This is a genomic window from Ruegeria sp. YTSA144, from assembly GCF_059610125.1.
The window spans coordinates 288,726-314,862 of sequence record NZ_JBXWNA010000002.1; the positions used below are offsets into that span (position 1 = coordinate 288,726).

Annotated in this window: 21 protein-coding genes; 10 read left to right on the forward strand and 11 right to left on the reverse strand. The window is 59.4% G+C overall.

Annotated elements, in window-relative coordinates:
• Window positions 1-3: 3 nt before the first annotated feature.
• The 5 genes from AC2FF8_RS08380 to xdhA all read right to left on the reverse strand — a co-directional run bounded on the left by AC2FF8_RS08380 (window position 4) and on the right by xdhA (window position 7,359).
• Window positions 4-1,086, reverse strand: a complete 1,083-nt coding sequence (locus tag AC2FF8_RS08380) for an ABC transporter permease (RefSeq protein WP_170346887.1) — start codon at window positions 1,084-1,086, stop codon at window positions 4-6.
• Between the two features lie 63 nt (window positions 1,087-1,149).
• A complete protein-coding gene (locus AC2FF8_RS08385) occupies window positions 1,150-2,667 on the reverse strand; it encodes an ABC transporter ATP-binding protein (protein WP_170346888.1) in 1,518 nt (505 codons plus the stop codon).
• Window positions 2,664-3,599, reverse strand: coding sequence for a xanthine dehydrogenase accessory protein XdhC (gene xdhC / locus AC2FF8_RS08390; protein WP_496879426.1), 936 nt, complete (start codon window positions 3,597-3,599; stop codon window positions 2,664-2,666). The genes AC2FF8_RS08385 and xdhC overlap by 4 nt, the downstream gene beginning before the upstream one ends.
• On the reverse strand, window positions 3,599-6,001 hold the full coding sequence (gene xdhB / locus AC2FF8_RS08395) for a xanthine dehydrogenase molybdopterin binding subunit (RefSeq protein ID WP_496879427.1): 2,403 nt from the start codon (window positions 5,999-6,001) through the stop codon (window positions 3,599-3,601). The genes xdhC and xdhB overlap by 1 nt, the downstream gene beginning before the upstream one ends.
• Entirely contained in the window at window positions 5,998-7,359 is a 1,362-nt protein-coding gene (gene xdhA / locus AC2FF8_RS08400) for a xanthine dehydrogenase small subunit (RefSeq protein WP_496879428.1), read from the reverse strand. Before xdhA ends, xdhB begins: the two co-directional genes overlap by 4 nt.
• A 344-nt stretch (window positions 7,360-7,703) precedes the next feature.
• On the opposite strand from xdhA, the gene dnaE reads away from it, so the two are divergent.
• From dnaE to AC2FF8_RS08415, 3 genes are all read left to right on the forward strand, one after another.
• Window positions 7,704-11,204: a DNA polymerase III subunit alpha gene (gene dnaE, locus AC2FF8_RS08405; RefSeq protein WP_496879429.1), complete on the forward strand. Its 3,501-nt coding sequence runs from the start codon at window positions 7,704-7,706 to the stop codon at window positions 11,202-11,204.
• A gap of 85 nt (window positions 11,205-11,289) precedes the next feature.
• On the forward strand, window positions 11,290-11,508 hold the full coding sequence (locus AC2FF8_RS08410; protein ID WP_170346894.1) for a YMGG-like glycine zipper-containing protein: 219 nt from the start codon (window positions 11,290-11,292) through the stop codon (window positions 11,506-11,508).
• Window positions 11,509-11,524: 16 nt separating this feature from the next.
• The gene (locus AC2FF8_RS08415) at window positions 11,525-11,893 is read left to right on the forward strand and encodes a hypothetical protein (protein ID WP_254440087.1); all 369 of its coding nucleotides are present in this window, start codon (window positions 11,525-11,527) and stop codon (window positions 11,891-11,893) included.
• Window positions 11,894-11,897: 4 nt separating this feature from the next.
• Here AC2FF8_RS08415 and AC2FF8_RS08420 read toward each other — a convergent pair whose 3' ends face one another.
• Window positions 11,898-12,092, reverse strand: coding sequence for a SlyX family protein (locus AC2FF8_RS08420; protein WP_170346895.1), 195 nt, complete (start codon window positions 12,090-12,092; stop codon window positions 11,898-11,900).
• A gap of 129 nt (window positions 12,093-12,221) precedes the next feature.
• Here AC2FF8_RS08420 and hisS point away from each other — a divergent pair, with 129 nt between their 5' ends.
• Genes hisS through hisG form a run of 3 tightly spaced genes read left to right on the forward strand, consistent with a single transcriptional unit; the run spans window position 12,222 to window position 15,487 of the window.
• Complete coding sequence (hisS, locus tag AC2FF8_RS08425) at window positions 12,222-13,709, forward strand: histidine--tRNA ligase (protein WP_496879430.1); 1,488 nt, start codon at window positions 12,222-12,224, stop codon at window positions 13,707-13,709.
• 3 nt (window positions 13,710-13,712) lie between these two features.
• A complete protein-coding gene (locus AC2FF8_RS08430) occupies window positions 13,713-14,801 on the forward strand; it encodes an ATP phosphoribosyltransferase regulatory subunit (RefSeq protein WP_496879431.1) in 1,089 nt (362 codons plus the stop codon).
• Window positions 14,798-15,487 carry an ATP phosphoribosyltransferase gene (gene hisG, locus AC2FF8_RS08435; protein ID WP_257601235.1) on the forward strand — a complete coding sequence of 230 codons (690 nt, stop codon included), beginning with the start codon at window positions 14,798-14,800 and terminating at the stop codon, window positions 15,485-15,487. The genes AC2FF8_RS08430 and hisG overlap by 4 nt, the downstream gene beginning before the upstream one ends.
• Here hisG and AC2FF8_RS08440 read toward each other — a convergent pair whose 3' ends face one another.
• Window positions 15,488-15,919, reverse strand: a complete 432-nt coding sequence (locus tag AC2FF8_RS08440; RefSeq protein ID WP_496879432.1) for a DUF1489 family protein — start codon at window positions 15,917-15,919, stop codon at window positions 15,488-15,490.
• 260 nt (window positions 15,920-16,179) lie between these two features.
• Here AC2FF8_RS08440 and AC2FF8_RS08445 point away from each other — a divergent pair, with 260 nt between their 5' ends.
• The 4 genes from AC2FF8_RS08445 to AC2FF8_RS08460 all read left to right on the forward strand — a co-directional run bounded on the left by AC2FF8_RS08445 (window position 16,180) and on the right by AC2FF8_RS08460 (window position 20,315).
• Complete coding sequence (locus AC2FF8_RS08445) at window positions 16,180-18,462, forward strand: adenosylcobalamin-dependent ribonucleoside-diphosphate reductase (protein WP_496879433.1); 2,283 nt, start codon at window positions 16,180-16,182, stop codon at window positions 18,460-18,462.
• 356 nt (window positions 18,463-18,818) lie between these two features.
• Complete coding sequence (locus AC2FF8_RS08450) at window positions 18,819-19,004, forward strand: hypothetical protein (RefSeq protein ID WP_170347595.1); 186 nt, start codon at window positions 18,819-18,821, stop codon at window positions 19,002-19,004.
• 148 nt (window positions 19,005-19,152) lie between these two features.
• A complete protein-coding gene (locus AC2FF8_RS08455) occupies window positions 19,153-19,551 on the forward strand; it encodes a hypothetical protein (RefSeq protein WP_254440127.1) in 399 nt (132 codons plus the stop codon).
• Window positions 19,552-19,568: 17 nt separating this feature from the next.
• On the forward strand, window positions 19,569-20,315 hold the full coding sequence (locus tag AC2FF8_RS08460) for an outer membrane protein (RefSeq protein ID WP_257601260.1): 747 nt from the start codon (window positions 19,569-19,571) through the stop codon (window positions 20,313-20,315).
• Window positions 20,316-20,573: 258 nt separating this feature from the next.
• Here the strand turns inward: AC2FF8_RS08460 and AC2FF8_RS08465 are convergent, their stop codons facing one another.
• From AC2FF8_RS08465 to AC2FF8_RS08480, 4 genes are all read right to left on the reverse strand, one after another.
• Window positions 20,574-21,644 (reverse strand): DUF2793 domain-containing protein, encoded by a 1,071-nt coding sequence (locus AC2FF8_RS08465; protein ID WP_496879434.1) that lies wholly within the window; start codon window positions 21,642-21,644, stop codon window positions 20,574-20,576.
• A 169-nt stretch (window positions 21,645-21,813) separates the two neighbouring features.
• Complete coding sequence (locus tag AC2FF8_RS08470) at window positions 21,814-23,253, reverse strand: mannose-1-phosphate guanylyltransferase/mannose-6-phosphate isomerase (RefSeq protein WP_496872692.1); 1,440 nt, start codon at window positions 23,251-23,253, stop codon at window positions 21,814-21,816.
• A 69-nt stretch (window positions 23,254-23,322) separates the two neighbouring features.
• A complete protein-coding gene (gene galU, locus AC2FF8_RS08475; RefSeq protein ID WP_170347094.1) occupies window positions 23,323-24,216 on the reverse strand; it encodes a UTP--glucose-1-phosphate uridylyltransferase GalU in 894 nt (297 codons plus the stop codon).
• Between the two features lie 660 nt (window positions 24,217-24,876).
• Entirely contained in the window at window positions 24,877-26,112 is a 1,236-nt protein-coding gene (locus AC2FF8_RS08480) for a lytic murein transglycosylase (RefSeq protein WP_496879471.1), read from the reverse strand.
• Between the last annotated feature and the right edge of the window lie 25 nt (window positions 26,113-26,137).

Genomic DNA, 26,137 nt, shown 5'->3' on the forward strand with positions numbered 1-26,137 from the left:
GAGTCACGCCACCTCTTTTCGGGCCGCACGGATGCGGTAGTTGGTCAACAGGTCTAGGGCCAGCAGGAAGAACAGAAGCATGCCCTGGAACACCTGAATGGCGGCGGCTGGCAGGCCCAGCTGAGACTGCGCGATTTCACCGCCGATATAGGTGAGCGCCATCAGAAACCCGGCAAGAAGTATGCCTACCGGGTGCAGGCGGCCCAGAAAGGCCACGATGATTGCTGTGAAACCATAGCCGACGTTGAAATCAATGCTGACCTGACCCGAAGGCCCGGATACTTCGAACATCCCGGCCAGACCGGCCAGAGCGCCGGACATCCCAAGACAGAACAGGATCAGGCGGGCGGGGTTTACACCCGCAAACTTGGCCGCACGGGGTGCTTCACCCGTCAAACGAATGTGGAAGCCCAACATGTGACGATTGAGCAGCACATAGGCAAAAATCACCGCGATGAAAGCCGCGACCACACCCCAGTGCATCCCGGAACCGATGATCAATTCAGCATTGTGAGCACTTTCATAAGATTGCAGGTTGCGCGATCCCGGAAAGCCGAACCCCTCGGGGTTTTTCAGCAACCCCAGCGAAACCGAGGCCAGCATCTGCTCGGCCACGTAAACCAGCATCAGCGACACGAGGATTTCGTTGGTGCCAAAGCGTACTTTCAGAACAGCCGGGATCATTGCCCACAGCCAGCCACCGAAGGCACCTGCGATGACCATGATCGGGAAAATGTACCATGCCTCAAGCGGGTAGAATGCCAGCCCGGCACCCGCACCGAAGATGGCGCCCATGATATACTGGCCTTCGGCCCCGATGTTCCAGATGCCTGCCCGAAACCCCAACGAAAGGCCGATGGCGATCAGCACCAGCGGCGCGCCTTTCACCAACAGCTGCGGGCGGTAATAAAAGGCGAATTCACCAAAAAGAGGTTCCCAGAAGATGGTGCCGATGGCCTCGACCGGATTCTTGCCCAGTATGGCGAACAACAAACCACCAAAAAACATCGTCGCCAAAACTGCAACCAACGGCGTCGCATAAGACCAGACCCTGGAAGGCTGAGGACGTTTCTCCAGCACAATCATCAGCTCGTTCCTCTGACTTCTTCATCTTTTTTCAAATACTCTCGCCGAAGGCGGCCCAACAGATCACACATGCGCCACCTCCATTCCGTGGGCACCGCCCATCATCAGCCCGATCTCGTCCACTGTCAGTCCGGTCGTCGGACGTGGCGCGCTCAGGCGGCCCTCGTTCAGCGCAGCAAAGCTGTCCGAGATTTCCATCAACTCATCCAGATCCTGAGAGATGCAGACAACCGCCGTTCCCTTTGCCGCCAGGTCGAGGATTGCCTGCCGGATCGACGCGGCCGCTGCGGCATCCACGCCCCAGGTTGGCTGGTTCACCACCAGCACATCCGGGTTTTGCAGCACTTCGCGTCCGATCACGAATTTCTGTAGGTTCCCCCCGGACAAAGACCGTGCCGCGTTGTCCGGGCCGGGTGTCCGGACGTCAAAAACCTCGATGATCTTCTCCGCAAAGCTCCTGGTCTCGGTCCATTTCAGAAAGCCGTTGCTTTCCAGACCCTCTCGAACCGAACCGGTCAACAGGGCGTTTTCGGTCAGGCTCATGTTCGGGGCAGCGGCATGGCCCAGCCGTTCTTCGGGCGCGGTCAACACGCCAAGTTTGCGTCGCGCTGTTGGGCCCAGCTTACCAATCGCCTGACCGTTGAATTTGATCGCATCGGCCGTCGTCAGGATTTCACCAGATAAAACGCCCAGCAATTCATCCTGCCCGTTGCCCGCAACACCACCAATGCCCAGAACCTCGCCCTTGCGGACGGTCAAATGCACGTTGCGCAATGCGGTACCGAATTCTGACGGAGAAGGCACCGACAGCCCGCTGACATCCAGCGCCACAGCGCCAAAATCACGCCCGGAACGTTCCGGGGTTTGCAGGGCCGTTCCCACCATCAGTTCGGCCATGTCGCGGGCCGAGGTCTCAGAGGGGACGCACTCGCCGACATTTTTCCCAAGCCGCAGGATCGTGGCGTGGTCACACAGGGTCCGAATCTCTTCCAGCTTGTGCGAGATATACAGGATCGACGTACCCTCGGACCGCAACTTGTTCAGCGTTTCGAACAGGATCTCGACCTCCTGCGGGGTCAGTACCGAGGTCGGTTCGTCCATGATCAGCAGTTTCGGGTCTTGCAGCAGGCAACGGATAATTTCGACACGCTGGCGTTCGCCGGCGGACAGATCGCCCACAGTACGGAACGGATCCAGCGGCAGGCCGTAGGTTTCGGACACTTCGCGGATGCGCGAGGCCAGATCACCCATGGCGGGCGGGTTTTCCATCCCCAAGGCGATGTTTTCGGCCACGTTCAGGGCGTCAAACAGCGAAAAATGCTGAAACACCATCGCAATTCCGTCAGCCCGCGCGGCGCGGGGTTCAGGCGGCGCAAAAGGCTGACCGCGCAACAGCATGGTGCCACTGTCAGGTTTCACCAGCCCATAGATCATCTTGACCAGCGTGGATTTCCCGGCCCCGTTTTCCCCCAACAAGGCGTGAACTTCGCCCTCACCGATGTCAAAGGACACCTGATCATTGGCCACGACACCGGGATAGGCTTTGGTCAACCCTTGCAGGCTCAGCAATGGAGTGGTCACGCGCTCAGGTCCTTCTTCAACTCGTTCTGCCGGGCCGGACGCAGCAGGTGCGCTGCGACGCCCACGGCGATCATCTGCGGGTGTTTGCCCAGCGACGGGTCACCAATTGGGCAGGTTATCCGGCTTATCCGGTCGGGCGGATGCCCAAGGGCCGCCAGCCGCGATCGGAACCGCGCCCATTTGGTAGCCGAGCCAATCAGTCCCGCAAAGCGGAAATCGTGCAAAAGCAGCCTGTTGCACAGTTCCAGATCCAGATTGTGTGAATAAGTCAGCACAAGGTGCTCGGCATTGGCCGGTGCATGTCGCACAAGGTCGGCCGGTTTCGTCGCTGGCAGATCGGTCACGCCTTGGGGAATCACGTCGGGAAAGCGCTCGGGGCCGGTATCGACCCAAGTGATCGCAAGATCGGGCAGGGGGGACAGAACATCCACCAGCGCCCGCCCGACGTGACCTGCGCCCCAGATCCACAGGTTTCGCGCCGGTTTATGCACCGGTTCGATCATCCAGCCGTCGATCAGGCGCGGTTCGGGTGCAATGCCCTGACTGCGTGCCGCCGCCAGCATTCGCTTGACGGAAAGAGGCATGGCGCCCCCCGAAGCTGATCGTGCAATGATCGTATCATCCAGCGTTTCAACCGTCTTGAGATCATAGACCTCGCTGAACAAAGAGACTGCTCCGCCGCAACATTGCCCCATGTCCGGTCCCAGCGTGTGATGCGTCAGGCGCGTGGCCACTGTTTGCGTTCGTGCGGCCTCTGCGGCCTGGTATTCCAGCGTTCCACCGCCGATGGTTCCGCTTTGCCCGTCTTTCCAGACCAGCATTGCAGCACCCACCTCGCGCGGGGACGACCCTTTGATCCCGGCGATGACCACCCGAACCACTTTCCCGTGGGTTTTGACCGCCTCCCTCAAAGCCTCAAGGTCAAATCCCATCAGATGCCTCCCTTCATCCTCTGGACCCCGCGCCAAACCTCTTCGGCCGTGGCCGGAGCGTTCAGGGCCGGGTACTTGTCTCCGCAGGCGGCAACTGCGTTCGACAGCGCCAGCCATGCGGAAATACCAAGCATGAAAGGCGGCTCGCCTACAGCTTTCGAGCGATAGATCGTGTCCTCGCGGTTTTCGCCATCCCAAAGCGTGACGTTGAAGATGTCCGGCCGGTCCGAGCAGGCCGGGATCTTGTAGGTCGAGGGCGCGTGCGTGCGCAGGTTTCCTTTGCCGTCCCACACGAGTTCCTCGGTCGTCAGCCACCCCGCGCCCTGCACATAACCGCCTTCGACCTGACCTATGTCCAAAGCCGGGTTCAGCGACGCGCCCGCATCATGCAGGATATCCGTTCGCAGAATGCGGTTTTCACCGGTCAGAGTGTCCACCGCCACCTCGGTAACGGAAGCGCCGTAGGCAAAGTAGAAGAAGGGGCGACCGCGCCCGGCGATCCGGTCCCATTCGATCTTGGGTGTTTTGTAGAAGCCCGTGGCCGACAGGCTGACGCGCCCTTGATAGGCCAGTGCGGCGGCTTCGGCGAAAGTATAGCGTTCTTCTGAGACCGAGACATACCCATCCGTGAACGTGACCGTCGATGGATCGGCCTGATGACGCTCTGCAAGATAGACGGCCATCCGATCACGGATCGTGTCGCAAGCGGCCTTCACCGCCATACCGTTCAGGTCACTTCCCGAAGATGCCGCCGTCGCAGACGTGTTTGGTACTTTCGCCGTGTCGGTTGCGGTGATTTTCACCATCTCCAGCGGTATGCCAAAGCGCGACGCGGCGACCTGAGCGACCTTCTGGAACAGGCCCTGGCCCATCTCGGTGCCACCGTGATTCAGGTGGACTGATCCGTCCTGATAGACATGTACCAGCGCACCCGCCTGATTCAGGTGAGTCAACGTGAACGAGATACCAAACTTGACCGGGGAAAAGGCGATGCCCTTTTTGATTACGCTGTTTTCGGCGTTCCATTGCGCGATGGCCGCCTTACGCGCGGCATAGTCGCTGGATTTCAGCAACGCCTCGGTCATGCCGTGCAGTTCGAAATCGCTGACCTCCATCCCATAGGGTGTGGTGTTGCCGCCGGCGGGCAGAGGACGCACCGGTGCGTCGCCCATTTCAACGGCGCCGCGGCTGGTCAGGTCTTCGTGCGGATCGGGATGCCCCAGTGGTTTTTCTGTCGGTGTGCTCTCGGCCACGGCGTGCGCGGGTGCATAGTAATTCCGGCGGCGCAGCTCAACGGGATCCAAACCCAGTTCATGCGCGGCATGGTCCATGACCCGTTCGATGCCGACCATGCCCTGGGGGCCGCCGAACCCGCGATAGGCCGTGGCAGATTGGGTGTTGGTCTTCAACCGGTGGCTTTCGATCCGGGCGTTCGGCAAAAGGTAGGCGTTGTCCGAGTGCAGCATCGCCCGGTCCGCCACGGGCAACGACAGGTCCTGCGCCCAGCCGCAGATCGCATAGTGGTGGAGTGAGAGGCCCTGTATATGTCCATTCTCATCGAAGCCAGCACGGTACGAGATGCGAAAGGCGTGGCGCTTGCCGGTGATGATCATGTCATCGTCGCGGTCATAGCGCATCTTGCACGCCTTGCCGGTTGCGCGGGCGGCCACGGCGCAGGCCACGGCCAGCGCATTGCCCTGACTTTCCTTGCCGCCAAATCCTCCGCCCATGCGGCGGGTCTCGACCCGGACGGCGTGCATCGGAACGCCCAGAGCGTCGGCCACTTTGTGCTGAATCTCGGTCGGGTGCTGGGTCGAGCTGTGCACCAGCATATCCGCACCTTCATTCGGCACGGCCAGCGCGGCCTGACCTTCCAGATAGAAATGCTCCTGCCCGCCCAGTTCAAACGAACCTTCGATCACATGCGGTGCATTGGCAATGGCCGCATCCGCATCGCCCTTGGCATAGATGCGTGGACCGTCTTCAAACCGGCTGTCGGCGGCCAGCGCCTCTTCGATCGTCAGGATCGGCACGTCTTCGGCGTAGTCGACCTTACCCAATCGCGCCGCTTTGCGGGCTGCCAGATGGCTGGTGGCAACGACCAGGAACACGGGCTGACCGATATAGTGCACCGAGCCGTCCGACAGCAGCGGCTCATCGTGGATCGAGGGCGAGACATCGTTGGCAAATGGCAGATCCTGTGCCGTCATGACCATCACGACACCCTCGGCGTTTTTGACAGCCGACAGATCCATTGCGGTGATCTTGCCCCTGGCGATCGGGCTCAGGCCAAAGGCCAGATGCAGCGTGCCCTTGGGTGTCGGGATGTCATCCACGTACCGTGCCGCGCCCGAAACGTGCAATGGGGCGGCGTCGTGGGGCAGGGCTTGCGTCACACTCATGCCGACACCTCCAGCACATTGGTGATCTCACCCTGATCTTCCAGCAAATACCGTTGCAGCATCGCCTTGGCGGTTTCCAGACGATACAGGGCCGAGGCGCGCATATCCGTGAGTGGCGAAAAGTCGTCGGCAAAGGAAGGCAGCGCGGCGTCTACGGTCTTGCGCGTCCACGGTTTGCCGATCAAAGCGGCCTCGACATGGGTTGCCCGTTTCGGAGTACCGGCCATGCCACCAAACGCGATGCGCGCCTGTATGACGCTGCCCTCCGAAACGGTTATGTTGAAACAGCCGCAGACGGCCGAGATATCCTGATCGAACCGTTTGCTGAGCTTGTAGACCTTCAGGCGATCTGGTTGGCGCGGGAAGCTGACGGCTTCGACAAACTCGCCCGGAACCCGATCCTGTTTGCCGTAGTCGATGAAGAACTCTTCCAGCGGGATCGACCGCCGATCGTTGCCCTTGCGCAGGTGCAGTGTCGCGTTCAATGCGATCAGCGCGGGCGGGTTGTCCCCGATGGGCGAGCCGTTGGCGATATTGCCTCCGACCGTGGCCGCATGGCGAACCTGAACGCTCGCATAGCGTCGGATCATCTCGGCATAGGAGGGATGCAGATCGACCAATGCATCTGCCATGCGATTCATGTCGACCATGGCACCAAAGCGGACTTCTTCACTGCCGAGCGTGATCTTCTTCAAATCATCACAGCGGTTGAGGAAGATCACCGGGTCAAGTTCACGCAATTGTTTCGTGACCCAAAGGCCCACATCGGTCGCACCAGCGACCAGAGTCGCATTCGGGTTCTCGGCATACACGGCGGCCAATTCGTCGGATGAGGTTGGCAGCATGCGCGAAGCGGCAATCGTTGCAGGTGGGCTATCTTTGACCCAAACCGGAACGGGCTGTTCCTCGGCCGCTTTCGCCGCGCGAATGATCGGCGCATAGCCGGTGCAGCGGCAAAGGTTGCCTGCAAGCAAAGTGTCATGGTCCGTTGCACCATTCGTGTGCCCGGCGACCATCGACATGACGAACCCGGGTGTGCAGAAGCCGCATTGCGAGCCGTGCAGATCGACCATTGCCTGCTGGACCGGGTGCGCTTCGCCATTCGGGCCACTTGCGCCTTCAACTGTTCGGACGGCCTTGCCATGCAATTGCGGCAGAAACAGAATGCACGAGTTCAGGGCCTTGGCGCCTTGGTCATCCGTCACCATCACGGTGCAAGCCCCGCAATCGCCTTCGTTGCAGCCTTCTTTGGTGCCGGTCAGACCGCGATCTTCGCGCAGCCAATCCAGCAGGGTGGCTGTCGGATCAACACCAGCCAACTCCACTGTCTCTCCGTTCAGAAGAAACGTGATGTTCATTCGAGAAACCCGTCGCCTTACCCAGTTGCGCCCCTGCGGCCCTCCTTCGATGCGACGTAGAAAGAGTGGCGGGCGAATTGCTTGCCATGAGATGTTAGAAACAGCGCGGCTTGTCTGGCAAGAAAAACCGCCTCTGTTATACACCATTAGACGTATTCGGCCTGTTGCCGTCTTGTCTGATTAATGGGCAGCCACTTGTAAATAAAGCAGTTTTTAATTGCGGCGCCCAGTCAATCCCGAAGCACCTTCTGAAAAAGCCGAATAATCAATGGCGATTTTTTTTGCGGCAAACGTGGCGCGGTTCCGCCTTTTGTCGCGCAGCCGGCTGGGGTAGCTTGGGTGTCATGAGCAGCTCTCCACGATTCATCCACCTCCGCGTTCACACTGAATATTCCCTTCTGGAAGGCGCCGTGCGGCTGAAAAAGCTGCCGGGCCTGTGCGAGAAGATGGAGATGCCAGCCGTTGCCGTAACGGATACCAATTCGATGTTTTCGGCGCTGGAATTCGCGGTCACCGCAAGCGGGGCCGGGGTGCAGCCGATCATGGGGTGCCAGGTCGATCTGACCTATGTTCAGGCCCAGCCCGGCGAGAAGCCGAAGACACCCGCGCCTCTGGTGCTGCTGGCGCAGTCCGAGACCGGGTACGAAAACCTGATGAAGCTCAGCACTTGCCTCTATGTGGACAAGGGCGGGCAACTGCCTCAGGTCACTTTGGAAGAATTGGCTGAGCGATCCGAAGGGTTGATCTGCCTGTCCGGTGGACCCGACGGCCCGGTCGGGATGCTGCTGCAACAGGGTCAGCGTCCGGCGGCCGACGCGTTGGTCGATCGGTTGGCGGCAATGTTCCCCGATCGGTTTTACATCGAGCTCCAGCGTCATCCGGGTGAGGATGGCCAGCCTGAGGCCGAGCGCCTGACCGAGCGCGGCCATGTCGAGATGGCCTATGCCAAGAACCTGCCGCTGGTCGCCACGAATGACGTCTATTTCCCGACGCCGGACATGTACGAAGCTCATGACGCGCTGATCTGCATATCGGAAGGGGCCTATGTCGACCAGCAGGAAGGCCGCCGTCGCCTGACGGCTCAGCACTATTTCAAGTCGCAACAAGAGATGGCGACCCTGTTCGCGGACTTGCCCGAGGCCATCGAAAACACTGTCGAGATCGCCAGACGCTGCGCTTTCATGGCCTATCGGCGCGACCCGATCCTGCCGAAATTCGCGGATGACGAGGTGGCCGAGCTGCGGCGCATCGCCAATGAGGGCTTGCAGAAACGTCTGGCCGTGATCCCGCATGCGGTGACGCCCGAGGAATACCAGGAACGTCTGGATTTCGAACTGGGCATCATCGAAAGCATGGGTTTCCCCGGCTACTTCCTGATCGTCGCGGATTTCATCCAATGGGCCAAGGATCACGACATTCCCGTCGGGCCGGGGCGGGGCTCGGGCGCGGGGTCACTGGTGGCCTATGCGCTGACGATCACCGACCTCGATCCGCTGCGCTACAGCCTGCTGTTCGAACGCTTCCTGAACCCCGAACGGGTGTCGATGCCCGACTTCGATATCGACTTCTGCATGGACCGCCGCGAAGAGGTGATCCGCTATGTGCAGCAGAAATACGGGCGCGACAAGGTGGGGCAGATCATCACCTTCGGGGCCTTGCTGTCAAAGGCCGCCGTGCGCGACATCGGGCGGGTGCTGCAAATGCCGTATGGGCAGGTGGACCGCCTATCCAAGATGATCCCGGTCGAAGGCGTCAAGCCGGTCTCGATCGAAAAGGCCCTGAAAGACGAACCCCGCCTGCGCGAGGCCGCGCGCGAGGAAGAAGTGGTCGACCGCCTGCTGACCTATGGCCAGCAGGTCGAGGGGTTGCTGCGGAATGCTTCGACCCACGCGGCGGGGGTGGTGATCGGCGACCGGCCTCTGGATGCGCTGGTGCCGATCTATCAGGACCCGCGTTCCGACATGCCCGCGACCCAGTTCAACATGAAATGGGTGGAACAGGCCGGGCTGGTGAAGTTCGACTTTCTGGGTCTGAAGACCCTGACCGTGATCCAGAACGCGATGGACCTGATCTTCAAATCCGGACGTCCCTTGCACATCGCCGCCGATGGAACCGAGCTTTATGAACCCGCCGAGGGGGCTGAAAACCAGATCAACGCCATCCCGCTGGATGATGAGGCGACCTATAAGCTTTACTCAGCAGCCAAAACCGTGGCGGTGTTCCAGGTTGAAAGCTCGGGCATGATGGATGCGCTCAAGCGCATGAAACCCACCTGCATCGAGGATATCGTGGCCCTTGTGGCGCTGTATCGCCCCGGCCCGATGGAGAACATCCCGACCTATTGCGAGGTCAAGAACGGCCAGCGCGAGATCACCTCGGTCCACCCGCTGATCGACCATATCCTGGAAGAAACGCAGGGCATCATCGTCTACCAGGAACAGGTGATGCAGATCGCGCAGGTCATGGCGGGATACAGCCTTGGCGGCGCCGACCTGCTGCGCCGCGCGATGGGCAAGAAGATCAAGGAGGCGATGGACGCCGAACGCCCGAAATTCGAGGCCGGCGCGGCCAAGAACGGCGTGGACGCCAAGAAGGCCTCTGAGGTGTTCGACCTGCTGGAGAAATTCGCCAATTACGGCTTCAACAAATCCCACGCGGCGGCCTATGCGGTGGTCAGCTACCAGACCGGATGGCTCAAGGCGAACCACCCGGTCGAGTTCATGGCCGGCGTCATGAACTGCGACATCCACCTGACCGACAAGCTGGCAGTGTATTTCGAAGAGGTCCGCAAGGGGCTGGGCCTGCCTTACGTGCCGCCCTGCGTGAACCGCTCGCTGGCGACCTTCGACGTGGTGGATGGTCAGCTGGTCTATGCGCTGGGCGCGCTCAAAAATGTCGGCGTCGAGGCGATGAATCTGGTGGTACAGGGCAGGGGAGACAAGCCGTTCGTCAACCTCTTTGACTTTGCCCGCCGGGTCGATCTGAAAAAAGTCGGCAAACGTCCGCTGGAAATGCTGGCGCGTGCCGGGGCCTTTGATGAGCTCGACAAGAACCGCCGCCGCGTGTTCGAAAGCCTTGACCGCCTGGTGCAGTATTCGGCGGCGATCCATGAACAGAAAAACTCCAATCAGGTGTCTCTGTTCGGCGAGGCAGGCGATGACCTGCCCGAACCGCGCCTGTCGCCGACGCCGGACTGGCTGCCGGCCGAACGCCTCAGCGAGGAATTCAAGGCCATCGGCTTCTACCTGTCGGGGCACCCGCTGGACGATTACATGCCCGCGCTGAAACGCAAGCAGGTTATGACGCTGGACGAGGTTACGGAAAAGGCCCGGTCTGGCCCGTTCATCGCCAAGATGGCCGGGGTTGTCGCCGGTCGGCAGGAGCGGAAATCGGCCAAGGGCAACCGTTTTGCCTTCGCTCAGCTGTCTGATCCCACCGGCGCCTATGAGGTCACGCTGTTTTCGGACACGTTGGAGAAGTGTCGCGAGTTTCTGGAAACCGGCGCGCAGGTTGTCCTGACTGCCGAGGCGACGATGGAAGCCGATCAGCTCAAGCTGCTGGGCCGCTCGGTTGGCCCTGCGGATTCCCTCGTGGCCGAGGCCGGGGCAACCGGGCTGCGAATTTACGTTGACGAAGCGCAGGCTGTGCCAACGGTCGCCAAGGTGCTGGAAGACGCCGCCTCTGCCGCGAAAGGGGCCGCACGGGGGCCAATCCAGTTCATGTTGCTGGACCCAAGCCTGCCCGGCGATGTCGAAATGGATCTGGGGCGCGAGTTCCCGATCAACCCGCAGATCAAGGGCGCGATCAAATCCCTTGAAGGCGTGATGACCGTCGAAGAGATATGACGCCGCTTTGTTGCCAGTTGATTGGCGCCTCGCTAGGCTGACCTGACAGAGATGTCATTAGGTCATGCCACGGGAGGGCGTTGTTATGGCAATAGCAGGTCTCAAGTTCAGAAAGATTGTATTTGTTGCAGCGGCATCGCTGGCCTTGGTTTCGGCCTCAGCTGGGCTGGCGGATGACAAGAAAAAGGAAAACACGATCAAAGGCGCTGTGATCGGCGCAGGTGTCGGTGCCCTGATCGGCGACGGCAAGGGTGCTGCCGCAGGTGCAGTGGCTGGTGCGCTGATCGGCGCAAATTCCAAGTGAGTGGAGGAGAAGGAAGATGCGTATGAATTCGCTGAAGCGAGCGGCCTCTGCCTTGCTGATCGCAGCCCCCGGATTGGCCTTTGCTGACGAGGAAGCCGAACAGATGATGCAGAACGCGCTGCCGGTGATGTATCACACCTGCGCCTCTGTCGTCGAAGAGGCTGACGGGAACGAAGAGTACATTCTGGACGTGGTCGGGAAGATGACGGCCCTGTCGCTTTACAACCGACAGGTCGATATCGAGGCCCACGCGACTTCGGACGAGGAAAAGGCCGCTTTGCGCGAAACTTTTTTGGCCGCTTTGAAAGAGGGCTGTGCCGGGGACGAAAACGCCTTGTTGGGTGGTGTCGTGGACAATGCCGTGAAATCGACATTGGGGCTGTAATGTATCAGTAGTGAGGCGGCCGTTCGTCACCAAGGACTATGCCGCCGGATCCTTCCTGCGCCCGTTCTGCTTCGCGCTGCAACAGCAATTCAACCCGTTGGGTCAGCCGGTCGATTTCCGTCTGCTGTCTGGTGACGACCGTGTTCAACTCGTCCACGGTACGGGTCAGATGGGCGATCTCTTCTTCCAGATGCTGCATAAGTGACTCCTGTCTTGCGCTGGTCATAGCGACACAGTCGGCCCAAGGCCAGAGAAAGCGCGCCTTGCCCCGATGCGGACCTTGGGATAGACCGCGCGCGGAACAAGGACTCTCCCAAGGACGCCCCACATGGCCAAGCCCAAGAAACAGCCCCGCCCCAAGGCCGTCACGCCGAAAGGGTTCCGCGACTATTTCGGTGAGGAAGTCACGCAGCGCACCGAGATGCTGCGGACGATTGCGGGCGTGTATCATCGTTACGGGTTCGACGCGTTGGAAAGCAGTGCGGTCGAGACCGTCGAGGCGCTGGGCAAGTTCCTGCCTGACGTCGATCGCCCGAACGAAGGCGTATTCGCCTGGCAGGAGTTTGACGAGGGCGGCAATGGCGACTGGATGGCGCTGCGCTATGACCTGACCGCGCCGCTGGCCCGGGTCTATGCCCAGCACCGCAACGATCTGCCCACGCCCTATCGCCGTTATGCGATGGGTCCGGTCTGGCGCAACGAAAAGCCGGGGCCGGGGCGGTATCGCCAATTCTATCAGTGTGATGCGGATACGGTGGGGACGGCCAGCATGGCCGCCGATGCCGAAATCTGCGCCATGCTGTCGGATACGCTGGAAACCGTGGGCATTCCGCGCGGTGACTATCTGGTGCGGGTCAACAACCGCAAGGTTCTGAACGGCGTTCTCGAGGCCATGGGCTTGGGCGCGGAATCCGCGGCGCGCGATGACGTTCTGCGCACCATCGACAAGTTCGACAAAGTGGGCGAGCAGGGCGTGCGCGAGTTGCTGACCAAGGGCCGGCTGGACGCCTCGGGCGCGTTCATCGACGGGGTGGGCCTGTCCGACGATCAGGCCGAGCCGGTGATCGCCTTCCTGACCTCCAAGGCCGATGACGCCGCCGGAACGCTGGCCAACCTGCGCGCGGCCGTGGGTGACAGCAAGATCGGCGCCGAAGGCATCTCGGAACTGGAGCAGATCGGCGATTTGCTGGCCGCGGGCGGCTATGGCGCCAATCGCATCCAGATCGACCCTTCCGTCGTGCGCGGTCTGGGTTATTATACCGGGCCGGTCTATGAGGCCGAACTGACCTTTGAGATCTTTGACGAGAAAGGCCGCAAGCGGCAGTTCGGCTCGGTCTCGGGCGGCGGGCGCTATGACGACCTGGTCAAGCGCTTCACCGGGCAGGAAGTGCCTGCGACAGGCATCTCTATCGGCGTTGATCGCCTGCTCGCAGCGCTGCGCGAAAAGGGCCGGGTCACCGCACAGGCGACGGGTCCTGTGGTCGTGACCGTCATGGACCGCGACCGCATGGCCGATTATCAGGCGATGGTGGCCGAGCTGCGCAATGCGGGCATCCGGGCCGAGGTCTATCTGGGCAATCCCAAGAATTTCGGCAATCAGCTAAAATACGCGGACAAGCGGAATTCTCCGATTGCAGTGATCGAGGGCGGCGACGAAAAGGCCAAAGGTATCGTGCAGATCAAGGACCTGATCCTGGGGGCCAAGATTGCCGAAAGCGCCACGCTTGAGGAATGGAAGGAACGCCCCAGCCAGTTCGAGGTGCCGCGCAGCGCTCTGGTCGCCAAGGTGCGCGAGATTCTGGACAGTCAGGACTGAGCCATGCCCAACCGATCCCAGATCAAGGCCCGGGCCGCGATGATGCGCGTGCGCTTCGAGGCCGCCGGGGCGCAGGTCGTCGACCCGCCGCTGCTGCAATCGGCCGAGACGCTGCTGGACCTTTACGGCGAGGACATCCGCGCGCGGGCCTATGTCACCTCGGACGCGCTGCGCGGAGAACAGATGCTGCGCCCGGATTTCACCCTGCCGGTGGTGCAGATGCATATGCGCGACGGGGCCGAACCGGCGCGCTATACCTATTCCGGCGAGGTGTTCCGCCGTCAGGAGCACGACCCCGACCGCGCCAATGAATACATCCAGGTGGGCTATGAGGTCTTTGACCGGGAAGACCCCGCCGGGGCCGATGCCGAGGTGTTTTCTCTGATGGCGCTCCAGTTGCGTGGGTTGGCCCTGCGCGCGGCGACCGGGGATATCGGTATCCTCACCGCTGCTGTCGAGGGGCTGCGCACGACCGACCGTCGCAAGGCTGCGCTGATGCGACACCTGTGGAGACCGCGCCGATTCCGTATCTTGCTGGATCGGTTTGCAGGTCGCAAGGCGCCCTCGGAAGGGCGCGCCGCGCTGCTGGACGCAGCCGACCCGATGGCCTTTGATGCCCCTATGATCGGCAAGCGCCGCAAGGCCGAAATCGCGGCGCGCATCGAAGCCCTGCGCGAAGACCGCGATACGCCGCCGATTTCCGACAATGAGCTGGCCGGGCTGGAAACGTTGCTGAATGTGCGCGAGACCATGCCATTTGCGCTGGAACAGCTGCGCGACGTGGCGGTGGATCTGCCGCAGATCACGCCCGCACTGGACCGGTTGGAAGCGCGCGTGGCTGCGCTGCAAGCGCGTGGCGTCGATGTGGATCGGTTGGATTTCGAGGCCGCCTACGGCCGGACATCGATGGAATATTACGATGGTTTCGTATTTGGGTTTTACGCGGAAGGTCGGCCTGACCTGCCTCCGATCGCCACGGGTGGGCGTTATGACGCGCTGACCCGCCAATTGGGCAACGGGGACGAAATCCCGGCTGTTGGTGGCGTGTTGCGCCCCGACCTGATGCTCGAGATCGAGGAGGGCGCTGTATGAGCCTGAAACTGGGTGTGCCCTCGAAGGGCCGGTTGATGGAAAAGACCTTCTCGTGGTTCGAAAAACGCGGCATCACCTTGTCACGCAGCGGGTCGGATCGGGAATATGCGGGCAAGGTTGAAGGGATCGACGGTGTCTCTCTGATCCTGCTGTCGGCGGGGGAGATCCCGCGTGAACTGGCGGCGGGGCGGATTCATCTGGGCGTCACCGGGATCGATCTGGTGCACGAGAAACTGCCGCGCTGGGAACAGCAGGTTGAAGAGGTTTCGCAGCTTGGCTTCGGCAAAGCTGATCTGATCATCGCAATCCCGGCATGTTGGGTCGATGTCGATACGCTTGATGACCTGGACGCGGCAGCCGCTGCGTTTCGCAAGACCCACGGCCACCGGTTGCGGATCGCCACCAAGTACCACCGTCTGGTTCGGGAATTCCTGACCGAAGCGGGCGTGGCCGATTATACGCTGGTCGACAGTCAGGGCGCGACTGAAGGCACGGTGATGAATGAAACCGCCGAAGCCATAGCCGACATCACCTCGACCGGAGAGACCCTGCGCGCGAACCATCTGAAGATCCTGTCGGACGGTCTGATCCTGCAATCGCAGGCCACGTTGTGGCGCAGTCGCGTTGCAAAATATGATCCGACGGAAAAAGAGGTTCTGTCCGAATTGCTGGATCGGCTGCGGTAACTACAGCACACCTATTTCTGCCAGGGCGCGGTTCAGATCGTCGGGCAGGGCATCGTCCTGCTCGCGGTTTTTGGGCAAATCGGCAGGAGTATCTTCTGGCTTGAGATAACGCCATCCCTGAAACGGGCGTTTCAGGGCGTTCTGGGTGCGGTGCAGCTTGGGGTCCAGCACAATGGCACAGCGGCGGATACCATCGTCTCCGATCACTTCATCCAGCCGCAGGATCCGCTGGCGACACTGGATTATGCCCTTGATGACCCAGTAGATCGATCCGCCGTTCAGAATTTCGGCTGCGCGTTTGGGCCACATGCGGGTGACGTGGCGTGGAAGGCCATCTGCGAACCGCTGGCGATAGCTGTCCTGCCAGACGATCAGCGAGTCGACGCTTTCCGACCCGACCGAGAGTTTTATGAGGTTTACGTAATTATCCACAGCTTTCCCACAGAGTCGTCCCGAGGATGATCTTTATATTGTAGCTTGGTTCCAGTTGTCATCAAGGTGTTGTGGGCTGGGGTGCTACTGCTGTAGTCTAGGGCTCCGCCGACGAATCGGCGGTGTGGCGAAGCTCAACGGATTGAGCGCCCCGTGCTCTAGTTAGTTAATGGTCTGAACATCCAATAACTACGGCGGGGAGGTTGCGGGTTCAAGTCCCGCCGCCACTTCCAATCAAGTTTATCGCTAATGGAGCACCAATGAGCCGCTTTGCCGCCCCCATCGCCGAGCAGATCTGGGATATGAAGTACCGCTTTAAACAGGCGGATGGCACACCCATCGATCAAACGGTTGAAGACAGTTGGCGGCGTATTGCCCGCGATCTGGCGCGGGTGGAAAACGACCCGGGGCACTGGGAAGAAAAATTCTATGAGGCGCTGGAGGATTTCAAATACCTGCCTGCCGGGCGCATCACAGCAGGTGCCGGCACCGCGCGTCAGGTGACCCTGTTCAACTGTTTTGTCATGGGAACGATCCCTGACAGCATGGGCGGAATTTTCGACATGCTGAAAGAGGCCGCGCTGACCATGCAGCAGGGCGGGGGGATCGGCTATGATTTCTCGACCATCCGCCCGCGTGGCGCTGACGTGAAAGGCGTCGCGGCGGATGCCTCGGGGCCGCTGAGCTTCATGGATGTATGGGACGCCATGTGCCGCACTATCATGTCCGCCGGTTCGCGCCGGGGTGCGATGATGGCGACCATGCGCTGTGACCACCCGGATATCGAACAGTTCATCACCGCCAAATCCGACCCGGCCCGACTGCGCATGTTCAACATGTCGGTTCTGGTGACCGATCCGTTCATGGAGGCGGTGAAGGCTGATGGACCGTGGGAACTGGTGTTTGGTGACAAAGTCTATCACACGGTTCAGGCGCGTGATCTGTGGAACAAGATCATGCAGGCCACCTATGACTATGCCGAGCCGGGCGTGATCTTCATCGACCGGATCAATCAGGCCAACAACCTCAGCTACGTTGAAACCATCGCGGCCACGAACCCGTGTGGCGAACAGCCGTTGCCGCCTTACGGGGCCTGCCTGTTGGGTTCAATCAACCTGGCGCGGCTGGTGTCTGAACCGTTTGAGGCAAACGCCCGTTTGAATGACGCGGCCCTTCAAGAACTTGTCGCCACGGCTGTCCGGATGATGGACAATGTCGTTGATGTGTCAAAATTCCCACTGGCCGAACAAGAGGCTGAAGCGCAGGATAAACGCCGTATAGGATTGGGTGTGACTGGATTGGCGGATGCGCTGCTGATGCTGGGCCTGCGTTATGGGTCCGACGAGGCGGCGCGTCAGACCGAGCGCTGGTTGCACGCGATCGCCCGCGCCGCGTATCTGGCGTCGGTCGACTTGGCCAAGGAAAAAGGGGCGTTTCCCCTGTTCGATGCCGAGAAATACCTGGCCAGCGGCACGATGCAGCAGATGGATGACGATGTACGCGAGGCCATCCGCGAGCACGGGATCCGCAATGCGCTGCTGACCTCGATCGCGCCCACTGGGACGATCTCTCTGTACGCGGGCAACGTGTCGTCGGGGATCGAGCCGGTCTTTGCCTATGCCTACACCCGCAAGGTGTTGCAGAAAGACGGCTCGCGCACCGAGGAAGAGGTGGTGGATTACGCCGTTCAGATGTGGCGTGACAAGTTTGGCGACGTCGAACTGCCCGACTATTTCGTGAACGCCCAGACGCTGACCCCGGCCGAGCATGTCAAGATGCAGGCAGCGGCGCAGAAGTGGATCGACAGCTCGATCTCGAAAACCATCAACTGCCCCGAGGATATCTCGTTCGACGATTTCAAGGACGTGTACATGCAGGCCTGGGACCAGGGCTGCAAGGGCTGCACCACCTATCGGCCGAACGAGGTGACGGGTTCGGTGCTGACCGTTTCGGAAAGCGACGACAAGGTGCCGGGCGAAAGCGCGGATGCCCCGCACGAGGTGGACGGCGGCGACGTGATCTACATGTCCGAACCGCTGGATCGCCCGCAGTCGCTGGAAGGGTCGACCTACAAGTTGAAATGGCCCGACAGCGAGCACGCGATCTATCTGACCATCAACGACATCGTCATCGGTGGCCGCCGTCGCCCGTTCGAGGTGTTCATCAACTCCAAGAACATGGAGCATTACGCCTGGACGCTGGCCCTGACCCGGATGATCTCGGCCGTGTTCCGACGCGGTGGCGACGTGTCTTTCGTGGTCGAGGAACTGAAGGCCGTGTTCGACCCGCGCGGCGGGGCCTGGGTGCAGGGCAAGTACATCCCCTCGATCCTGGCGGCCATCGGCGGCGTGATCGAGCAGCACATGATCGCGATCGGGTTCCTTGAGGGGGAAGGGATGGGACTGAAATCCGACCCGCAGGCGCAGGTGGTCAACCTGGATGCCCCACGCGGCAAGGCCTGCCCGTCTTGCGGCCAATACGATATGGTGATGATTGAGGGCTGCATGACCTGCCGCAGTTGCGGACACTCGAAATGTGGCTGAGGCGCGGGGTGGGGGCTTGTTGATGCACCAAGCAATTGAGACCCAAATCAGCGATTTTTTCGCCCAAAGACAAGGTCTTTGTCGCCCAAGTATCAAAATCCCCTTGTTATCATAGGGGCGGGAAAGCGTTTCATTTTCTTAACAGACGCTTTCTCAGTCAGTATCAATAGTACGAAGGTATTGACGTGCGTCCGGTAATAGGGCTGTTTCATCCTATGACGACATCGCAGCATATCTTTCTCATACGGTTTCTCTGATCTGCCCCTGTTAGGGCAGACCGTTGGCTGCTTCTCAATTCTACTCTTCTTCGCACGTTGTCGGTCGGTTTTTCTCACTGGATAGATGAGGGAACTGCTATGAAGACCATCAAACTCCTACTCGCCACTGATTCCAATTTTGAAAAAGGTGCTCTTACGCATCGGTTCACTGAATACTTGAAGAAATTGCGCAAAACGCGGCTGGCCAGAGAATTCATCGGAGACGATGAGCATTCGGTCGATCTGTGTGACGTCAGCGCCCACCGGACAAATTTAGGGGTTTGAGCAACGGAGGATTTCTGGTTCATCGAAGCCATTATGGAGCGAAGATGAACAGGCTTTGGCGCAGGCGCTTTGGCACCTGGCGCAAACAGTCGTGCGCGCGCCCGATGACGGCTTTGTCACAGCCGTTTCTCTACGTCCCGGAAATCGAGTGTCCATTGCACAGGGGGCGATCTCTTTTGTTGTCCCCGATGACCGCCATCTGATCGCAAGTCTACCGCAATCAAGCCGTATGAATGTTGCCGTCGGCAGCAAGATACGCCTTGCTCTGCGAACCTTGCCGGGCAGCGAGATTTCTGGGACAGTCGTATCGCTGCCCGTGGGAACGGCAGAGGGCGTTGTTGACTCGCGGGAGGGCCTTCCATCACTGCGCGATTTGGCCGGCGTGTCCAGTTATCCGGTGCTGATCGAAGTTCCGGACCAGATCAATGTCGAAGATTTCCCATTCGGGACTTCTGGCTCTGCGCTGGTGATCACGGACAAGGCGGGCGCAATCGGTGTGTTGGCGGAAATCCTGTTCTGGATCACCAAAAAGCTGAATTACATTTGAAATACTGGAGGGACGAAATGAATATAGAATATGTGATTAAAGGGATCGGTTTAGCCTTGGTTATGGCGACTGGAACAACCGCTTCCGCGCAGCAAAGCGATTGGTCCCATGAAGCGACGATTTATCTTTTCATGCCTGAAACGGAAACGTCTATCGAAACGCCGTCGGGGACATTGGACGGCACGTTGAGTTTTTCTGACGCTCTGAGCAACTTGGATTTCGCATTCATGGGCGCGTTTGCGGCATCCAATGGTCGTTGGAGCCTGCTGGCTGACTACAATTATACAAATCTATCCTTCAGCAACAGTGGTTCCGGTCCGTCTGGATCCACTCTCAACACATCATTCACCACTCAGTTCCTCAGCGGGTACGTGGCCTATCGGGTCTATGAGGACCCCGCTGTTCAACTGGACATTGCCGGTGGTTTCAGATGGTTCAGCACCGAAACAAATTTCACGCTGACGCCCAGCTCGGCACCGGGGCGTACGACTACAGTTGACGACGATTGGGTCGATCCGGTCATTGGCGCAAGAGCACGTTTCGTATTCTCTGAAAAATGGACAGGAACCGGGTTCATCGACTATGGCGGCTTCCGCAACGGCAGCGAAACGTGGCAGGTTCTGTTGACGGCAGATTATGCCATCAACGACAGATGGGTGATCCGTGGCGGATATCGCTATATCGCCTTCGACCATGAGATCGGCGGCAATGATTTCGAGTTCCATCAGTCCGGGCCGTTGATCGGGGCGACCTACCGATTCTGATTGATTGTAAACGAAAATTGTTTTCGGTTTCTACATGGCACGAAACGTCAGACGGGCAGATCGCGCAAGTATGGTGTGTGTACCTGCCTTTTTTGCGTTGTTTGCTGCGTTCCGTGAGCGGGCGTTCCAGCAACCATCCTGCTTTTCCGGCGTGATGAAGGGCTGCGTACCCGGTAACGCGGGGATGGCGCGGAACGGGTTGCAAGCGATCTGCGGTCGGAATGGCCGCCTGATCCGGTATCCAGGCGGCCCTGCCTGTCAGAACCAGCGGCCAATGGCTGTGACGGATGGCGCCAGGGCTGCCGAATCCGAGATCGCCGAGAAGACGATGAATGTCGATTGCGACGACGAAGGCGTATCAAACCCGGTAAACCGGGTTGCAACGCCTCCAGTGCCGTTCAGGTTCGGGGGCGTCGAAAAGTCAGCCGGAAAATCCCAGGTTATTGGGCCGCTTTTGAAAAGAGCACCCTCAGCAGTCGTGCATGCCACGGGTGCAAGCGTGGCGGTACAGATCTGAGTACCGTCAGCGAACCGAACATAATCTCCGTTGGCGTTGCTGCCGCGCTCAATGACAGCGCCGGTCGGAACACCAGCGTTTTCCGTCACTGTTCCAAGAAGGTTTCCGGGGCCGTATCCATAGTCGGCGCGCATCAGTCGGCCCGAAGTGGTATCGCTGGCGTCGGCCTGAACAGCTGTCCCCGACACGGTTCCGGCATCAGGATCAAAGGTCATCACTTCAGTCCAGTTGCCGCCGTCGGGAGACACTTTGATGGAAAATCCGGTAGTGCCAGACAGTCCCATTTCGGCGTGACCCGTCCAGTTCGATTGGAACAACAGCGACGCGGTATCACCGGCGCTGGCTTTGTTGATCTTCAGCTGATGCCCGCCGCCTTCGTGGCTCAGCAAGGTCGCCGGGCTGCGAACGGACAGACGGTTCGTACTGTCTGAATTGGTCGCAACCCCGACTCCGTCCAGGTTCTGAGTGCTGACAGGCAGGGGGGCCCAGGCTGTTCCTGTCCAGAATTTCAGATCTCCGGCCGCTTCATCCCAGGCGCGCCAGCCAATGTCGGGGGTAACGAAATGCCAGGCGTTGTCCAGCCAGACGGCAAGTTCACCAGCATGTCCTGCCCAGTCCCCGGTCGGGTTGGCTCCAAGAGCATGAACTTCGCCTTGCGCGGGAACAACAGGAGGTGTCCCGGAATCTGTTGACCGTACCGAGAGTTGCACGACCAGATCGAGCCGTCTCAGGGCTTCGTTGTGGGTAACGTGTTTTTGCGCCTGTGCCGGTTGCAGCAAAGGCAGGTTCAATCGGGGGGATGGTTGTGACACGGGGGTCCTCCTGTGGCGTCGGTCCGAAGCTTCGGTTGCGCGCTACCCTGCCGCAAAGCGCGTCAATCCTGTCTGACCGGGCCGACCGCCCAGGGAAGGTTTTGGTAAGATTCTGGTGTCTGCGAAGAACCCGCCGATGGGTGTTCTCGTGCAGAGCAATGCCCGAGAATCAATCTCGGGCGTAGATGTCGTCGTATCGGATGATGTCGTCTTCACCCAGATAGGTGCCAGTCTGAACTTCGATCAAAACCATGGGAACTTTCCCGGGGTTTTCCATTCGGTGTGTCGCTCCCAGCGGGATATAGACGGATTGGTTTTCGGTTACCAAACGCTCCTGATCACCGATGGTGACCTTGGCCGTGCCTTCAACCACGATCCAATGCTCGGAACGATGATGGTGGGATTGCAGGCTGAGCGACGCGCCGGGATGAACATGGATGCGCTTGACCTGAAACCTGTCTCCGATCACCAGGCTTTCGAACCAGCCCCACGGACGATGATCCACCGGCAGGGATTCTGCCTGTTTCACCCCTTTGGCCTTCAGTGCCGTAACGGCCTGTTTCACGTCCTGGGCCTTGTCCATGCTCGCGACCAGAACCGCATCGGGCATCGCAATGGCGATTACGTTTTCAAGACCCATTGCCACGACTTCCTGCGCCGGCGACTCGGACCGTATCAGTGCATTGCGGCAGTCGATTGCCGTTACTTCTCCGTTGGTCGCCACACCGTCATCATCGGGGTTCGACAGCTCTTGAACCGCGGTCCAGCTTCCGACATCGGACCAGCCAGCGGAATAAGGCACCACGCTCAGGTTTAGGGCCTTTTCCATCACGGCGTAGTCTATTGAAATATCTTCCACGCCCGCCCATGCCGCCGGGTCCAGTCGAAGAAAGCCCAAATCCGTTTTTGCCTCGGCAACGGCCTTTTGAACCGGCGGGATCAGTTCGCTCGCATGCTGTTCAAAAGCTGCCAGGATATCGCGAACGGCAAACAGGAAGATGCCCGAGTTCCAAAGATAGCTGCCATCCGACAGCATCGCCTCGGCCGTTTTCCGGTCAGGTTTTTCCACAAAACGATCCAATGGGACAACCTTATGGGTCGATTCCGGAGGATGGCGGAGTTTGAGATAGCCGTAACCGGTTTCCGGGTGTGTCGGAGTGATGCCAAAGGTAACCAGATCGCGTCGTTCATTTATTGCCCGTACGCCTTCGGCGACGGCTTGATGAAAGGCGTCCATGTCCGGAACCACGTGATCAGACGGCGCCACCAGCATGATGCCATCCGGATCTCGTGCCGCCAGATACAAGGCTGCGGCAAGAACGGCGGGGGCGGTGTTTCGACCTTCGGGCTCGATCAGAACTGGGCCGGGGTCAATTCCGACGGCCATCAATTGTTCGGGGACAATAAAGCGAAATGCCTCGTTGGTCAGAATCAGGGGCTTTGCATATGGCTCTTGAGATGGCCCGCGCATCCGTTCCGCGCAATTCTGCAACAGGCTTGTTTCGCCGACCAGAGGAACGAATTGCTTGGGATAGCTTTTGCGTGACAGGGGCCACAAACGTGTTCCCGATCCACCGCAAAGAATGACGGGGTAGACTGTATTGGTCATGCACGTGCCTTCGAATTGCGGGTGACTGACGGTATTGCCATGTTTTTAGACAAGTAAAACAATCTGTGGCTACTGAGCGGCTTTCCCCGTGGCGACAATGTCATTCAGATATTGGCTCAGATCATCGCGCAGGTCTTCGCGGGCAAGAGCAAAGGCAACGGTGGCTTGCAGAAAGCCTGATTTTGAACCGCAATCAAAACGCTGACCGTCGAATTTGTAACCGAAGGCCGGCACTCCGGCGGCAATGTCCTGGGCGATGGCGTCGGTCAGCTGGATTTCGCCGCCGCTTCCGGTTTTTTTTGCGTTGAGGTTGTCGAAAACGGAAGGCCGAAGCACATACCGGCCGATGACCGCCAGATTGGACGGTGCTTCCGATGGGTCAGGCTTTTCAACCATGCCTCTGGTGGGGACGACAGACCCGATATTGTCGCCAACATCGAGCACGCCGTAAGAACTTGTCTTCTCCTTCGGAACTTCCATCGCCGCGACCATGTTGCCACCGGTGTCTTCGTAAGCCTCGATCATCTGTTGCAGACAGGGTTTGTCGGCGGCGATGACGTCGTCAGGCAGCATGACGGCAAATGGTTCATCACCGATCAGCCGACGGGCACACCAGACCGCGTGTCCAAGCCCCAGAGCTTTATGCTGGCGGATATAAGCGATCGCGCCGCTTTCCATATTCGTTTTGTTCAGCACTTCCAGAAGCTTGTTCTTGCCTTTGGCTTTCAGCTCCTGCTCCAGAACCAGGTTGTGGTCGAAATAATCTTCCAGCGCGGATTTTCCGCGTGACGTTACGAAAATGAACTCCTTGATCCCGGCTGCACGGGCTTCGTCAATGGCGTATTGCACCAATGGACGATCCACCAGCGTCATGATTTCTTTTGGAACGGATTTGGTCGCTGGCAAAAAACGCGTTCCCATGCCCGCTACTGGAAAAACCGCTTTGGTAACTTTGCGTGTCATGGTGCCTCTCAATTATCAAGTTTTGCCAGCAGAGCAGGATATGTCCGGAATGTCCTCATAGGCCGCAATACCCTGTCAATCAATGATGCCTGATGGATCAGGCTGCTATCAGTCAAATCGTGCCACCTTGCCAGGGAGGAGTCAAAAGCCCGGTCTGATGCGGTATCCATACAATGTTTGTGTACCATGTGCTTGGATCATTGGCTGACTGCACGGTGAAGAGCGGGATAAATCGCTTCGGTCCGTCACGAATAATTCATAGGCCTGTTCCCCACGGCGTGTTTTGCAGATCATGGCGTTCCCCGAACCGACCCGACTGTGTTGCCGCGCCGCGTATCATGTTATTTTTGCGTGGTTTTCCCAACCTGAAAACCGCAACCCGCCCAAAGCCGCCCATAACCCTCCTTTTCGGAAGCAAGGGGCCTGAAGGACATACCGCGTCAAAGGATGCAGACGGACAGAGTATCTTGCTTCGCATAAGGGCGGCTGACCGCCTTGTTCAACGCGTCCGTGTTTTTGATTTTCCCTTTCTAATTCTGTTTTCGATTGGGCAACAATTGTTGCCTGGTTCCAGGGATAGGTTCTGGGAACGCCTGATTGTTTCACAATGGATCGATGAACTGGCCGAGTGTCAGAGTCGGCTGGGCACCATGGTTTGCCTCACGGGGCCAGGCTTGTTTTCATCGGCGCGTCCGGAAAACAGGTCGGTGCGATCCCCAGAGTCTCTTGCCACCGACCTATCGAACGACGGGTTTTGAACCCTGGCAGCCCATCGACCCCTCCGACATCATGCCCTTTTTGTTCCAGCGCCTGCTGCATCTTGGCGATATCGGATCTGTACAGCCCGCCGACCTTTCCCCAAGTGCCGCTGAAATCGCCGATACCGTATTGAATGCGGTCGCCAACATGGCCGACAAACAAGGCATACAGGTCGCTTTTGTTGTATTCCTTTAGAACGTAGAAGTTTGGCGTAACAAGAAAAGCCGGACCATGTCGTCCTGCGGGCATCATCAAATACCCGTCACCACGCAGCTCATGGGCCGGAAAGGGTTTGCCCGAGACGCGACGTATCCCCATCTCAACCCAGTCCTGGATAGGCCGTCCCTGATCTGGGCCTTCCAAAGCGCACGAGACGTTTTTGGGTACGAAAACCTCGAATCCCCAGTCCCGTGCAGTGACCCAGCCATGTTTCTTGAGGTAGTTTCCGATTGAAGCAATCGTATCTTCGGGTGACCCCCAAATATCAGCCGCCCCGTCGCCGTTGCCGTCAGCAGCATACGACAAGTAGCTGGACGGCATGAACTGAGGCTGGCCCAAAGCGCCAGCCCAACTGCTTTTCATTTGTCGCGCGGGCTGGTGCCCTGCTTGTGCGATTTGCAGGGCGGCAACAAGTTCGGTTGTGAAATAGTCTGCACGGGTGCTCATGAAGGCCTTGGTCGACAGTACCCTGAAAGCATCATGACGGATTGGAACTTGTCCGTATCCGCTCTCTCTTCCCCAGATCGCCAGAATAATGCGGGCTGGAACGCCGGTTTCGGCTTCGACCGCCGCCAGGGTTGCGGCATGGCGCCTTGCCATTTTACGGCCTTCCGATGTTGCGCCTTGCACCGACCCCGGATTGAAATAGCGACCGGGTGAGCCAAACTCGGCCTGCTTCTGGACCTTGGGAGTTTTGCGTGCGCTTCCCGGCGGCACCAGATCCGGCAAGTTCCACGCAAGGGTCACGCCGGAGAGGGCTGCTTGCATTGTCTCGCGTGTCACACCCTTGGCCCTTGCCCGGGGCCAAATCGTTTCCTGCAACCACGATTGAAACTGGCGTTCAATCGCCGCACGATCCTGTGCCAGCGTGGGTTGAGAGAGGAGGATTAACCCTAAAGAGAAAAACAGAATACGCATCATTGTTTTGTCTGTCCCGGCTGGG

Coding starts and splice junctions, on each gene's coding strand:
- AC2FF8_RS08415 (WP_254440087.1), top strand. CDS start 11,525: ATGCGTATGAATTCGCTGAAGCGAGCGGCCTCTGCCTTGCTGATCGCA.
- AC2FF8_RS08460 (WP_257601260.1), top strand. CDS start 19,569: ATGAATATAGAATATGTGATTAAAGGGATCGGTTTAGCCTTGGTTATG.
- AC2FF8_RS08470 (WP_496872692.1), bottom strand. CDS start 23,253: ATGACCAATACAGTCTACCCCGTCATTCTTTGCGGTGGATCGGGAACA.
- AC2FF8_RS08380 (WP_170346887.1), bottom strand. CDS start 1,086: ATGATTGTGCTGGAGAAACGTCCTCAGCCTTCCAGGGTCTGGTCTTAT.
- galU (WP_170347094.1), bottom strand. CDS start 24,216: ATGACACGCAAAGTTACCAAAGCGGTTTTTCCAGTAGCGGGCATGGGA.
- AC2FF8_RS08410 (WP_170346894.1), top strand. CDS start 11,290: ATGGCAATAGCAGGTCTCAAGTTCAGAAAGATTGTATTTGTTGCAGCG.
- AC2FF8_RS08480 (WP_496879471.1), bottom strand. CDS start 26,112: ATGCGTATTCTGTTTTTCTCTTTAGGGTTAATCCTCCTCTCTCAACCC.
- AC2FF8_RS08420 (WP_170346895.1), bottom strand. CDS start 12,092: ATGCAGCATCTGGAAGAAGAGATCGCCCATCTGACCCGTACCGTGGAC.
- dnaE (WP_496879429.1), top strand. CDS start 7,704: ATGAGCAGCTCTCCACGATTCATCCACCTCCGCGTTCACACTGAATAT.
- hisS (WP_496879430.1), top strand. CDS start 12,222: ATGGCCAAGCCCAAGAAACAGCCCCGCCCCAAGGCCGTCACGCCGAAA.
- hisG (WP_257601235.1), top strand. CDS start 14,798: ATGAGCCTGAAACTGGGTGTGCCCTCGAAGGGCCGGTTGATGGAAAAG.
- xdhB (WP_496879427.1), bottom strand. CDS start 6,001: ATGAGTGTGACGCAAGCCCTGCCCCACGACGCCGCCCCATTGCACGTT.
- xdhA (WP_496879428.1), bottom strand. CDS start 7,359: ATGAACATCACGTTTCTTCTGAACGGAGAGACAGTGGAGTTGGCTGGT.
- xdhC (WP_496879426.1), bottom strand. CDS start 3,599: ATGGGATTTGACCTTGAGGCTTTGAGGGAGGCGGTCAAAACCCACGGG.
- AC2FF8_RS08430 (WP_496879431.1), top strand. CDS start 13,713: ATGCCCAACCGATCCCAGATCAAGGCCCGGGCCGCGATGATGCGCGTG.
- AC2FF8_RS08445 (WP_496879433.1), top strand. CDS start 16,180: ATGAGCCGCTTTGCCGCCCCCATCGCCGAGCAGATCTGGGATATGAAG.
- AC2FF8_RS08450 (WP_170347595.1), top strand. CDS start 18,819: ATGAAGACCATCAAACTCCTACTCGCCACTGATTCCAATTTTGAAAAA.